We start from the raw sequence: 13,142 nt of genomic DNA on the forward strand, positions 1-13,142 counted from the left end.
AACTCCCGCCTGTAGAGGCGGGAGTCTTAGCGGCGGTTAACGAGATAAAGACTATATTAAAGGAGGATTATATTAATGAGCATGAAAGAAGTTTTTGCAGGAATCCAGGAAAAACTGAACGCTGACCCTTCCAAGATGGCCGGCCTTACAGCTACTTACCAGTTTAGCCTTTCCGGTGACGGCGGTGGAGAATACTTTGTTGTGTTCGACAATGGTGCGGCTCAAGTAAACGAAGGCACAGCTGACAACCCCAGTATCACAATTTCCATGGAAGCAGCTGATTTTCAGGATATGGTTGACGGCAAGCTGGACGGCATGGGCGCGTTTATGAGCGGTAAATTGAAAGTAGCCGGTGACATGTCTTTGGCTATGCGGCTGCAGACACTTTTAAGCTAACTGCGACATATTTAAGCCGGAGGGGCTTCCCCTCCGGATAATTATTTTGTTTTTTCTTTTTGCTCCGGCAGGGTTATACTGGATAATGAAGAAAATATATGCACAAAATTAAAAAAACTGTCGGGAGGGAATAACATGCCTCATCAAATTAAATGGTTGGGACACGCTGCATGTATGATCAAAACCCAAAGCGGCAAAGTAGTGCTTATTGATCCCTGGATTACAGGTAATCCAGCTTGCCCGGTAAAGAAGGAAGAACTAAATCAAGCGGACCTTATTTTGGTTACCCATGACCATTTTGACCATATGGGCTCAGATATTCCGGATCTGGTTAAAGCTACCGGTGCCACTATAATTGCTCAGCCGGAACTCTGCGGTGCGCTGCAGAAGGCTGGGGTTGGTTCAGAAAATGTCATTAATGGGATGGGTATGAATATTGGGGGAACGGTTGAAGCAGCCGGGCTCAAAGTGATCATGACCCAGGCCTTTCACTCGGGGACAGCAGGAGAAGCAGTTGGTTATATTATAATCCTGGAAGACGGCAAAACTGTTTACCATGCCGGTGATACTGGTATTTTTGCCAGTATGGAGCTGCTCGGCAAAATTTACCCCATCGACCTGGCCCTGCTGCCTATTGGCAGCGTGTTTGTCATGGACCCGGTACAGGCCGCCTTTAGCCTGACTTTATTAAAACCGCGCGTGGTTGTGCCAATCCATTACGGGACATTCCCCATCTTAGTTCAGGATGGTGCCGGCTTTGCCGAACTTGCGGGTGAAAAAGCTCCGGAAGTCCAAGTGGAGGTTCTAAAACCCGGAGAAGAAATAGAACTATAGGTGGTGGTATGCTAGATGTTGAAAGATGTCCGTATTTTGGACCTGACGCGCCTTCTTCCCGGCCCATACGCCAGTATGCTGCTGGCAGACCTTGGCGCCGAAGTGATTAAAGTTGAGGAACCTGCCACTGGAGATTATATGCGCCAATTTATGCCCCGGATTGGTGACACCAGTGTGTTTTTTTTAGCGGTCAACCGGAATAAAAAAAGTATTACGCTTAATTTAAAAAAAGAACGGGGCCAAAAAATTTTCTTATCATTAGTAAAAGGGACCGACGTAATATTCGAAGGTTTCAGGCCGGGCGTGATGGACGCGCTGGGGTTGGGCTATCAAGAACTGAAAAAAGTTAACCCCGGTATTGTCTACTGCTCACTCTCAGGGTACGGCCAGGACGGTCCCTACCGGGACAAGGCAGGTCATGACATCAATTATATGTCGGTTAGCGGTGCTCTCGGTATTACCGGATTAAGGGGAGCCCAACCGGTAGTGCCGGGAGTTCAGGTAGCAGACTTAACAGGAGGAATGTTTTCCGTAATCGGCATTCTGGCAGCCCTCTGGCAAAAGCAAAGGGATGGTCGGGGAAATTATCTAGATGTGTCAATGACCGATGGCTTGTTCTCGATGATGTCCATCCACCTGGCCAATTTAGCGGCTACAGGTACGCCGGCGGCCCGGGGTGACATGATGTTGTCTGGTGCCCTTGCCTGTTATAACATTTACCGTACCAAAGACAGCGGCTATGTGGCATTGGGTGCCCTTGAAGCTAAATTTTGGAAGAATTTTTGCATTGGCCTTGGGCGGGATGATCTGGTGACAGGCCATTTGTCGCGGGCGGTAGAGGAAGATCAGGTATACAGGGAGGTAAAGGATATATTCCTATCCCGGACCACAGCCCAATGGCAGGAATTTTCCGGTAAGGTGGATTGCTGTCTAACTGTAATAAGTGATGCGGAAAGTGTATTGAGTGGAGAATATGCAAATGCACGGAAGATTTTTTTAGATGTTCCCACTCAGGGTGGGACAAAAATGAAACAGGTGCGCAATCCCATGGTTTCTGGGCAGCCGCGTGAAGATGTAATGCCGCCGCCCGAACTTGGCCAACATAACGCTGAGATTTACGGAGCATTGGGCCTCGACCGACAAGAACTGGAATTATTAAAACGCGACGGGGTGATTTAAAGAATAAATTTTCACCTGGGGAAAAAAATAAACCTGGGGTGATGTTTTGGAAATAGAAACAACCTGGGGGCAGTGGAAAAAAATGCTGAACCAGGCCATTAACGCAGCTGAATTCATAGGTATGTCTGAAAAAACGATTGATGAAATCGCTTACCGGGTGGGAGACTTTCTGGCCAATAAAGTAGATCCGGGCAACCGGGAGCAAAAGCTGCTCAATGAACTTTGGGTTGGGGCCGGTGAAAACGAGAAAAGGGTTCTCGCCTCGCTGCTTGTACGAATGGTGGATAATGATAATTAACCCAGTACTACTTGCACCGGCAGATTGTTTTCCTCCCGGTAGCGGGAATCCTCTTCCACCAGCTCATATATTCGGTGGTCCTTCAACATAATCTTCCAGGCTGCTGTAGCTACGCGTGTAAAACCCTGATGCAGGGGTTTGCTCTGTGTGATCAGCGGGCATCTGTACGGCAAATCAAGGGTCTCATAAATCATTAGCAATTCCCCATTTAACTGTAGATGAGGTGTAAGGGGGAAAAAACGACAGGCAAGAGGGCGGGCTTCCCTGGGGCAGTGTCCGTTGCAGCGCACAAAAAAGACCGGGTTGGGCCAGGATGCGGGGAATTGCTGCTCAGCAGGATCTTGTTCCTCCCAAAATAACCAATCTTCCTGCCTGGTAAACATTACTTCCTCACCCGGGAATAGATACATGCCAAGCTCGTTATTTTTACCAGGACGGCAGCAGGTTTTTCCGCAAAGTAATCCGCAGTCCTCAGTCAATGGTGTGGATTTTGCTGTGATTTGGTACAGGTACTGATAATCGCTTGCTGAGAGCATTGAAAACCTCCACGTTTATATTAAGTTTCTTCCCGTCCCCAGGTTATTTCTTTCAGATCTTCAGCTTCTCTGTAATGATTCAAGAGTAAATCAACTATTTCTCCATCGATGGCCTGCGTTTTAACTTGTCCGGTTAAAATTTTTTCGATTTCGTTCCTGGACATTCCCTTACGGTAAGGGCGGTCTTCAACCAGGGCACTGAAAATATCGGCAACCGCCATCATACGTGACCCGTGTGGCAGGTCCTTACCCGCCAGGCGAAATGGATAGCCCGTTCCATCTAATTTTTCATGATGATAAGATGCCCAGCTGTTAATGTCTTCAAAACAGTCAATATTGCTCAGAATCTGATAAGTAATATAAGTATGCTGTTTGATGAGATTATACTCAACACTATTCAATTTGCCAGGCTTTTCCAATATTTCATCCGGAATGCTGAGTTTACCCAGATCGTGAAGCAAGCCGGCGACATACATGTTATTTTGTTGTTCCCGGTCAAAGCCTGTTTTCTCTGCCAGTAATTTTGCGACTTCAGCCACAAGCCGGGAATGTCTGAAAGTAAAAGGGCTTTTTCCGTCAATAATTTGAGAAAAAATAAGACTGATGCCGGTTATTTCGTCCTGATTAACGGTTACCGGGCAATTGCCTAATTTTAGTTCCAGCCGGGATTGGATAAACTGGTTGGTTAAATCCAGCCACAGGCATTCTTTTTGGGCTATACGGCTAAATGCCTCTACCAGCCCGGGGTCAAACATGGTTCCGGATTTGGATTGAATTTTTTTAACTATTTCATCCCGGTGATCAAGAATATTTCCCGGCTTTTGTGATAAAACGTCAACGCGGTCAGTCAAGTAAATGATACGACTGGCCAGGGGTATCGAGTCACCCGAGAGACCGGATAGGTTTTGGCCGTTCCAATTGTCATGGTGGTAGCGAACGATGTCGGCCAGCGGCTTTAATATCCTAACCGAGTTGAGCAGTTTGTAACCCCTTTCACAGTGTTTCCAGGGATTATTAACTTCAAAATATTCCAGGCTGGCTTTTTCACGGAAGGTACTGGATCCGGCATCGTGTATGATGGCGCTGCAAAACAAAGGCAGGTATTCTTCCGCAGACAGTTGTAATTCTTCAGCCATGTACAGCGCAAGCAGCGCCACCCGCTGGTGATGACGCATCATGCCATAGCGGTTATAATCCATAGCCATGGAGAAGGCGCTGAGTAATTTGTATAAATGAATATTTAATCTATCAGCCAATAATTCATTCTCCTTATTAAATTATGTCAAGAGGATGTCAAGGGGGCGGGGTTGCTGACACAATTCTTATGATGCCACGGTTTTTGTTTCCTGCCTGGCGGAAGTGTTTTCAAAAACCTGCTGGTATTGTTCCATGGTCATTAATACCGACCTTGGTTTGCTTCCCTCAAATCCGCCGACGATGCCTCTCCTTTCCATAATGTCGACCAGCCTGGCTGCCCTGGAATAGCCTATATGCAGCCTTCGCTGCAGCATTGATATAGACGCCGTACCGCTTTCGATAAAAAGTTTGGTAGCCTGGGGAAGCAGTTCGTCGGATTCTTCTTCGGTTCCCACGTTTTCTCCGCCACCCGGCTGTTCCTGTAAAACAGCTTCGTTGTATACCGGCCTAGCCTGGTCTTTAAGAAAGTCAACCAGGTTTTCAACTTCCCGGTCGGAGAGAAAAGCGCCCTGCACCCGTATGGGCTTGGAGGCGCCCACCGGATAGAAAAGCATGTCTCCTTTACCCAGCAGCTTTTCCGCTCCGCCCATGTCAAGGATGGTGCGGGAGTCCATTTGGCTGGATACGGCAAAGGATATGCGTGAAGGTATGTTGGCTTTAATCAAACCGGTAATTACATCTACCGACGGGCGCTGGGTCGCCACCACCAGGTGCAGGCCCGCGGCCCGGGCCATCTGGGCCAGTCGACAGATGGAGTCCTCCACATCGGCCGGTGCCACCATCATTAAATCAGCCAGCTCATCAATGATAACAACAATATAAGGAAGCGGGGTCTGTCCCGGCTCATTTTCATTTTCCTCGAACATGGCATTGTAGCGGGTTATATCCCTAACCCCTGCGGCTGCAAAGAGGTCGTAACGGGATTCCATTTCCCTGACTGCCCAGCGCAGCGCTCCTGCAGCTTTCTTGGCGTCTGTCACCACCGGGCTGACCAGGTGGGGGATATCGTTGTAATTGGCCAGTTCCACCATTTTAGGGTCAACCATGAGGAATTTTACATCTTCCGGGGTGGCTTTGAACAGGATGCTGCTGATCAGAGTGTTGACGCAGACACTTTTACCCGAGCCGGTAGCCCCGGCAATGAGCAGGTGGGGCATTTTGGCCAAATCTGCAATCACCGGTGTCCCGGCGATATCTTTCCCCAGTGCCACTGTAAGGCGGGACGTTGACCCGGTGAAATTTTTGCATTCCAGAAGCTCCCGCAGTGACACGGTTGATATTTCGTCATTAGGAACTTCAATGCCAACAGCGGCTTTACCCGGGATAGGTGCTTCAATGCGCACACCCGTGGTAGCCATACCCAGTGCTATATCGTCGGATAGACCGACAATTTTACTCACTTTTACTCCGGCCGGCGGCTGTAATTCATATCTGGTAATTGACGGACCTACGGCTACGTGGGTGACCTTGGCCTTGATGCCGAAACTCTCCAGGGTTTGCTCCAGAGTTGTTATTTTTTGATTAATATCTTTACCGGAATTTTTCCCACTTGAACTGGAGCCCTGATTTAGCAGGGAAAGAGGCGGCAGGTGATATTCCTGTCCTTTACTAAACGTATTCTCCACAGGCAATTGGGGCTCATCAGTTGTATTTTCCCGGTCGGGGGTATTGATTTCCTCCTTGACTAATCCGTCTTCATTTCCGTTGTGGGTGATTTCTATCACAGGTAGTTCAGTAGACTCCGGTAAGCCGGGCGGATCCGGATTTTTTTTAAATTTCTTTTTGATTTTATTCCCAAGGCCGGACTGTTCTTTATCCTCATCCTCATCAGCCTCAACAAAAACAAAGTTTATAATGGCCTGCCATGTGCCTACTGCCGAAGCTCTTAGCTTATGCCATGAGATTCCCCCCAGGTCTTTAACCGAACTTGCGGTACACAAAGTAACACCCACCAGGGTGAGAAATACCAGCATGATATTTGTTCCTACTGTCCCAAAACAATATTTGAACACAGACCCAAGTGCAGCGCCGATTAAGCCCCCTCCCTCGCCCCGCAGGCCTGCTTCAAAGGATTGAGAGAGGTAAATGTGCCTGTGCAAAAATATCTGCAGGCTGCCGAATAAAACTACAAAACCCCAAAAACGGGCGTTAACTTGCCAGCTGTCACGCTTCATTATTTTAATGCCTGACACGATCAGTACAATTAAAAAGACAGCGTAACCCTTACCGGTTAGTATGGCCAGCCCTTGCTTGATCAATAATCCCACTTGGCCGACTGAGCTGGTAAAGACACCTGCAAAGCCGATTAAAGCCAGAGCAATCAGTGCCAGCCCGGCAATGTCATATTTGAAATTTGTTTCTTTTTTTGGTGTTGCATTTTTTGTTGTTCTGGGCAAAAATATACCTCCCCGGCGAAATATGGGGAAAATCCATATAGGAAGCTTACCATAAAATGGTCGTAAGGGCAAGCAGTGCCTGGTTTTGGAGGTTGCGACAGCTTAAAAATTCATTAAGATTAATAGCTAAATTAAAAGGATTTTTGGACTGATTATAGAAATCAAAAAAAATGAAAAAAATTTGATCTCGTTAACCGCCGCTAAGACTCCCGCCTCTACAGGCGGGAGTTAAGCGGCGATAAACTCGAAATAAGTGCGACTAAGGTTCAGGTGGGGTCAAAACCCCACCTGAACCAAGTCTTCTTTATTGTTTGGGCAAATAATGCCTGGTGTTAAAATATAAACGTACTTGATCTGGGGTGTAAACTTGCTTTCCGGGGATGAAAACAGAATTAGGGAGTTCATGAAGTTTGACGGGTTAAGGAATTTAATAATCAAAGCATCTCCCTGCGGCGTGCTGGTTGTTGATACTAATGGGGTAATTGTGGGCTGCAATGATATTTTGAGCAAACACAGGCTTATTCGCCATCAGAATATAATCAACAGGCATGTCAAACATGTTTTTTATCAGGATTTGGAGAGTGAAGATAGTTATTCCTTAGACCCGATAATGGAAACCTTACATAGCGGGAGGGACGTTGTCACAGAACTAACACTGCGATCCAATTCCACAGAATTGGTGATATGTCGTGTTTGGACGACAATCTTAAAAGATACCACGGGTAAAATTATAGGCGCCTGTGGTGTTTTTCACGACTTGACTCCCTATCGCAAAAAGAAAAAGCAACTGGAAGAAATAAACCGGGTATTGATGGAAACCGGCAACCAGTTGATACAACAGCACATGGAAACAATGAGGGCATTTGCCAATGCCATAGCTGCCAGAGATAACTGTACGCGGTGGCACTCGGAAAAGGTGGCTGAGTATGCCCAACAAATTTGCATCAACATGGGGACGGATAATGAAACCGCGAATGTTGCTTATTTAGCAGGGTTATTGCATGATGTAGGGAAAATAGGAGTACCCGAGGAAATTCTCACCAAACCAGGCAAACTTACAGAGCAGGAATATGAAGTGATCAAAACGCACCCCATAATCGGAGTGAATATACTGGAATCCATGAAAAATATGAAAGAAATCCTACAGGTAATCAAGCATCACCACGAACGATATGACGGTGGAGGGTATCCCTCCAAGCTAAAGGGGAATAAAATACCTTTACTAAGCCGGGTGCTTGCGGTAGCGGATTCTTTTGACGCTATGACCTCGGACCGCAGTTATAGAAAAGCTTTTCCATTGGAAAAAGCGATTGAGGAAATCAAGTCCAACTCCGGAACTCAATTTGATCCACGGGTGGTCAACTCTTTTATGCATATGGTGCAAGAACAGTATTTACAATAAAATGGCGCAATTCAGCGCTTTTTTATTTCTTTGTTTAAAAGGGTTCTGTTTCTTGATCGGACCAAAAAACTTCAATGCTATCACCATTCTGAACAGGGTCGGTGTAATGGGCTTGTTCTTCGTTCAGCTTCATAATCAGAAAGCCTTGGGGATTAGTGGTATCTATATCGATTAAATTAAAAATGTCAACAAAAATGGCTTTCGTTTTATTCAAGACCAACTTTTCACCGTTAACGGTGATAGTTATCCCTGTAATATTTTCAACCGGAGAAATGATTTCAACATTATTACCGGTGCTGATCTTATCCTGAGCGTTAGAAATTCGCCCGTTGATTAATATTTTGTCAATGACGTTAATGTTATAAGCCTGTGCTATCTGTCCAACGGTGGGGTTAGCGTTGAATTCAAGGCTGTCGCCGGTTTTTATCAGTGTGTTTGGTCCGGCTTCGGCACCGTTTAATAAGGCCTTGGGTCTCCAGTTTCTGTCGGTGCCGTTTAATTTAAAGGTAATTTCGCTTGATTGGGGTATAAAGTCTGAAACTCTGGCTGAAGCATCCCTGCCGTCCACTGCCTTGATGACCATGATATCGTCTCCGTCTTTTACCGACGATTGCAAATTTGCTTCTTTGTTATTAATATAAATTCGGGCCGGTTCGCCCAATTCGCCATAAACAAGGTGTTCTTTTCCATTAAAGTAGAATTTAAGATTTTTACCGTTTTTACCAATTAGGTTGCGGGGATCAAACCTGATTAAGCCGAGGGCTTGTGATACATTTATTTCCCGGGTGTTAAAAAGCTTGTACTCACTACTATTTACCCGCACCGACATAAATTCATAGCCCATCCTGGTCAGGGCAATTGTGGCAATACCAACTACGGTAACCCCTTCCGGCCCGGGCAAAAAACTTTTCTCGTTAAAAGCAACATTACGCAAGTGGCTTCTGTCCCGCATTACCACTCTTTCCGGGTCCATTTGCAGTTTTTGGGCAAGCTTGTCCGCCAGTTGGGGGGCTTTGGCGCCTCCTCCGATACAAAAAACCGATTTGGGTGGAATGCCTCCGTTTAAATCCAGAATATTGGAGCTGATGGCATCCGCCAGCCGGTCCAGGGCGGGTTCAATTATTGGCAAAAAATCTTTTTTGGTTATGTTGCCTGTTGCTCCCAGTATATCTGTATAAGCCATTTCATCGCAACTGCCGGCCAACCTTTTAATTCTTTCAGCTTCGTTAAATTCAACCAGCAACTGCTCTACAATGGGTTCAGTAACCTCATCACCGGCCATGGGCACCATGCCGTAAGCGATAATGCTTCCATCCCGGGTAATAGCTATGTCAGAAGTGCCCGCTCCAATATCAACCAGGGCCAGGTTTAGCAGTCGGAAACTGGCAGGGATGGCGACATCAATTGCTGCGATGGGTTCCAGGGTTAGGTTGACTGGTTCTAAATTTACTCTGTGCAATACTGCGTAAAGACTGTTGACCACGGATACGGGCAAAAATGTAGCCACAATTTCCACACCAATTTTGGCTGCGCGGTGACCAAATAAATTGGAGACGGGCATGTTGTCAAGCAGATAGGTAATGACACAATGCCCAACGCAATAATAATCAGCAATATTGCCGGATTCGAGATCCCGATGGGCTGTCCTTAAAGCTGCTAATTCAATGCTGCGGATGTCTACCAGTTCAATCTCTTTGTTGGCGTCATGCTCCAATTCCGCTGTGCAGCGGACAGTTTTTAAAGAACGGCCTGCCGCAGCAACGGCTACCTTATTCAGATTCAGGCCGGTTTTTTTTTCAAGACCGGATTTTACCTGAGCGACCACTTCAGCAACCTGGGGAATATCGTGTATTTGCCCGTCAAACATTGAGCGGCTTTCATGTTCAACCATTTCTTCGGCGATAACTCTAAAGTTTTTTCCTTCCATATGTCCGACGAGCCCGATAACGGTCCTGGTACCGATATCCAGGGCAAAAATGTGGTTGTCAATAGCAGACTGGGAAAAAGACATAGTATAATCCTTTCACCTTCCGGTTGTTTTCTAAATTATACCTTAGAAGCAATATTTCCTTCAATAATAGATAAATTAAACAGCCCTTTTAAAAAAATTCCGACCTATTATTTAGCAATGATAAATAGTTGTCTTTATCCTTTGTTTATCTCTTCCGCAGCGGTTCGTCCCCTACTGGTGACAGATTAGGCTGGATTTTCAACAATACTCCAATATTTTGAACAGGAAAGGCTAAAAATTTGATATACTGAAGATAGTATGAAATCGTAAAACATTATAATTTTGTAAGGCTAGGAGTGTAAAAAATTGAGCTTTGGTCAAATAATACGAGATTTTAGGGTGGAAAGAGGTTATACATTAAAAGATCTTGCAGACGATATAGGAATTTCCCCTTCTTACCTTAGTTCAATTGAAAGGAATATTCGTAAACCTTCTATCCAAGTACTTAAAGAAATAAGTGCTACTTTAAATATCCCTGTAAGTTATTTGATGGGAGCTGAAGAAGATGTTCTAACGGGAAAAAAACTAAAATATATGCGAAACAGTAGAGGATTAAGCTTGGAGGATCTATCTGAAATATGTGATATTTCGATAAATCAATTGGCAAAATATGAAAAAGGTCTTGAAGTTCCTGATTTGGATAACTTAAAAAAAATATCTGAAGGATTAAATATTACTATTAAGTACTTTTTAGACAAAAATGATAATGTAAATAGTCTTGGCAGTAGGATGAGACAAATCCGTATGGATAGGGGATTAACAATTACAGCATTAGCTGAAAATGCCAATTTATCACCGGGTTTAATTAGCCAGATAGAGAATGGGCAGACAACTCCTACTTTGGAAACTTTAGATATTTTAGCAAAAAATTTAAATACATCTTCATCATATCTCCTTATGGAAACTAAGGATGTTGAAGATTTGCTGGCCACGCTTAGTCAGGATGTTCTTGAAGTCTTGGGCGACCCAAATGTACAAGTTGTGCTTAGGTCTTTAAGAAACTTTAAGGCTAATGAGGTAAAATATATAATTAAATTAATTGAATTTTTTAAGAATAATAATTCTTTGCTTTATTAAAAAAATTTCTTTATCATTTTACAAAATATTCAATTAAAAACAATAATTATGAAAGGAGGCTGAAACAATGAAGTCGTTGGCTAATTGTGAGAAGGAAATACTCCAACAGTTTAAGGATGCTGTTATTTTTTTTGATGATCAGCAAATGGAAATAACAGTTAGACAGTGGCTGGAGTTAGGATTCGATCCCTATAAGGCAATTTTTGATGGATTAGTGCCTGGGATGGAAGAGGTGGGTAAACTATATGAAGATCAGGTGTATTTTATACCAGAGATGCTTTTATGTGCAGATGTACTTTACAAGGGTCTTGGAATGCTAACAAAGTCAGTAAAGGATAGAGATATACCAATAAAAGGTAAGGTGCTTATTGGAGTAGTGTATGGAGATATTCATGACATAGGAAAAAACATTGTAAAAATGATGTTACAAATTTCTGGGTTTTGGGTTTATGATCTGGGAAGAGATGTTCCTATTGAAGAATTTATTAAAAAATATGATGAAATACAACCTGATATACTATGCCTTTCGACTATGATGAGTACAACAATGATTGAAATGCGTAAGATTATAAAAAAGATTAAAGAAAAGACTCCTGAATTAAAGGTTTTAATAGGTGGTGCCCCGGTCACAGAAAGAGTCGCCAGGAGATGGGGGGCAAGTGGCTACGGGCAAGATGCTCATCATGCTTTGAAAATTGCCATTGATATTATGAATCAAATTAAAAAAGAAACAAGATGTATGGCGTAATATATCGAAATTTGACTTTTTGTGGCGTATGATTTTTCTTGAATTATTTGTCAGTGTAATATATCATGATTTAAAGACAGAAAAATTCAAACATTCATTTTTTTTAGCTAAATATTTAGTAAGAGAAAATTTCAATTGTACAAATATACAAGAGGTGAGAAATATGAAAATAAAAATAGTTTGCGGCTTTTTGGGTGCCGGTAAAACTACATGTATTTGTAATATTTTACAAAAAAAAGATTCTTTCAATGCTGTATTGGTTAATGAATTTGGAGACATAGGTATTGATGCAGAGTTGATTCAACGTGGTGAAAGCATCGACATGGTAGAATTGCCAAGTGGTTGTATTTGTTGCACTCTAGCTAATGATTTTGTGAGAGCTGTAACGGAAATTAAAACCAAAATTAATCCTGAAAGGTTAATTATCGAGCCTTCGGGTTTAGCTGTTCCTTCTGGAATTCTTGAAGCGCTGGAACCTATCCAGAAAAAGCTGGGTTTGGAAATAGAGGCCATCATTGGTATTGTAGACGCCGACAGATTTTTACCGAATATTCATAGTGGCTTATTTGGCGATTTTTATACTGATCAACTGGCTAATTCAGATATTGTAATGATTAATAAAGTTGATTTGGTTACTCCTGAAACCTTGGTTACTGTTGAAGAAGAAATTAGAAAATACAATCAATCTGCAATAATAATCCATGCAGTTAATTGTGAAGCAAATTTGCCTGAAGTGGAGAAAAAACAAGGTGAACATTTTTTACATTTGCATTTTGATCATAGCTTTGATTCTTTTGCTGTAACTAATAAAAATTCCTTTTATGATCGTAACAAAATTGATGTATTGCTTAATGATATTAATGGTGGAAAGTATGGAAATATAATTCGAGCCAAAGGAATATTTAATAACGGCCAAAATTATGAGAATTTTGATTATGTTGAAGGCAATATATCATTTAAACAAATGAAAAGCGTAGAAGAAAACAAGTTTATATTTATTGGCAAGGATGTTCAAAGAAAAGAACTGGAACAAAAATTAAAAGAAATTGAGCAGTAATAGTATCTATA

At 43.3% G+C, this 13,142-nt stretch carries 12 protein-coding genes; 8 read left to right on the plus strand and 4 right to left on the minus strand.

Features of this window, described 5'->3' with window-relative positions:
* Positions 1-75 precede the first annotated feature (75 nt).
* The 4 genes from BM056_RS05310 to BM056_RS05325 all read left to right on the plus strand — a co-directional run bounded on the left by BM056_RS05310 (position 76) and on the right by BM056_RS05325 (position 2,707).
* Complete coding sequence (locus BM056_RS05310) at positions 76-396, plus strand: SCP2 sterol-binding domain-containing protein (protein ID WP_092469453.1); 321 nt, start codon at positions 76-78, stop codon at positions 394-396.
* A 135-nt stretch (positions 397-531) separates the two neighbouring features.
* The gene (locus tag BM056_RS05315; RefSeq protein WP_092469455.1) at positions 532-1,230 is read left to right on the plus strand and encodes a metal-dependent hydrolase; all 699 of its coding nucleotides are present in this window, start codon (positions 532-534) and stop codon (positions 1,228-1,230) included.
* A gap of 15 nt (positions 1,231-1,245) precedes the next feature.
* On the plus strand, positions 1,246-2,409 hold the full coding sequence (locus tag BM056_RS05320; RefSeq protein ID WP_092469457.1) for a CaiB/BaiF CoA transferase family protein: 1,164 nt from the start codon (positions 1,246-1,248) through the stop codon (positions 2,407-2,409).
* Positions 2,410-2,455: 46 nt separating this feature from the next.
* Positions 2,456-2,707: a DUF3243 domain-containing protein gene (locus tag BM056_RS05325; RefSeq protein ID WP_092469459.1), complete on the plus strand. Its 252-nt coding sequence runs from the start codon at positions 2,456-2,458 to the stop codon at positions 2,705-2,707.
* On the opposite strand, the gene BM056_RS05330 is transcribed toward BM056_RS05325, so the two are convergent.
* From BM056_RS05330 to BM056_RS05340, 3 genes are all read right to left on the minus strand, one after another.
* Positions 2,704-3,243, minus strand: a complete 540-nt coding sequence (locus BM056_RS05330; RefSeq protein WP_092469461.1) for a hypothetical protein — start codon at positions 3,241-3,243, stop codon at positions 2,704-2,706. The genes BM056_RS05325 and BM056_RS05330 overlap by 4 nt on opposite strands.
* A 20-nt stretch (positions 3,244-3,263) precedes the next feature.
* The gene (locus BM056_RS05335; RefSeq protein ID WP_238456320.1) at positions 3,264-4,499 is read right to left on the minus strand and encodes an HD-GYP domain-containing protein; all 1,236 of its coding nucleotides are present in this window, start codon (positions 4,497-4,499) and stop codon (positions 3,264-3,266) included.
* A gap of 66 nt (positions 4,500-4,565) precedes the next feature.
* Complete coding sequence (locus tag BM056_RS05340; protein WP_092469463.1) at positions 4,566-6,836, minus strand: FtsK/SpoIIIE family DNA translocase; 2,271 nt, start codon at positions 6,834-6,836, stop codon at positions 4,566-4,568.
* A gap of 349 nt (positions 6,837-7,185) precedes the next feature.
* Here BM056_RS05340 and BM056_RS05345 point away from each other — a divergent pair, with 349 nt between their 5' ends.
* Positions 7,186-8,238 (plus strand): HD domain-containing phosphohydrolase, encoded by a 1,053-nt coding sequence (locus BM056_RS05345; protein ID WP_131820728.1) that lies wholly within the window; start codon positions 7,186-7,188, stop codon positions 8,236-8,238.
* 34 nt (positions 8,239-8,272) lie between these two features.
* Here the strand turns inward: BM056_RS05345 and BM056_RS05350 are convergent, their stop codons facing one another.
* Positions 8,273-10,249, minus strand: coding sequence for a cell division protein FtsA (locus BM056_RS05350; RefSeq protein ID WP_092469467.1), 1,977 nt, complete (start codon positions 10,247-10,249; stop codon positions 8,273-8,275).
* Positions 10,250-10,555: 306 nt separating this feature from the next.
* On the opposite strand from BM056_RS05350, the gene BM056_RS05355 reads away from it, so the two are divergent.
* The 3 genes from BM056_RS05355 (at position 10,556) to BM056_RS05365 (ending at position 13,131) form a co-directional block, all read left to right on the plus strand.
* A complete protein-coding gene (locus tag BM056_RS05355) occupies positions 10,556-11,326 on the plus strand; it encodes a helix-turn-helix domain-containing protein (RefSeq protein ID WP_092469469.1) in 771 nt (256 codons plus the stop codon).
* Positions 11,327-11,393: 67 nt separating this feature from the next.
* Positions 11,394-12,074 (plus strand): cobalamin B12-binding domain-containing protein, encoded by a 681-nt coding sequence (locus tag BM056_RS05360; protein ID WP_092469472.1) that lies wholly within the window; start codon positions 11,394-11,396, stop codon positions 12,072-12,074.
* Positions 12,075-12,102: 28 nt separating this feature from the next.
* Entirely contained in the window at positions 12,103-13,131 is a 1,029-nt protein-coding gene (locus BM056_RS05365; RefSeq protein ID WP_092469474.1) for a CobW family GTP-binding protein, read from the plus strand.
* Positions 13,132-13,142: the final 11 nt, after the last annotated feature.

This window comes from Desulfotruncus arcticus DSM 17038, assembly GCF_900113335.1.
Taxonomy (GTDB): Bacteria; Bacillota; Desulfotomaculia; order Desulfotomaculales; family Desulfallaceae; genus Desulfotruncus; species Desulfotruncus arcticus.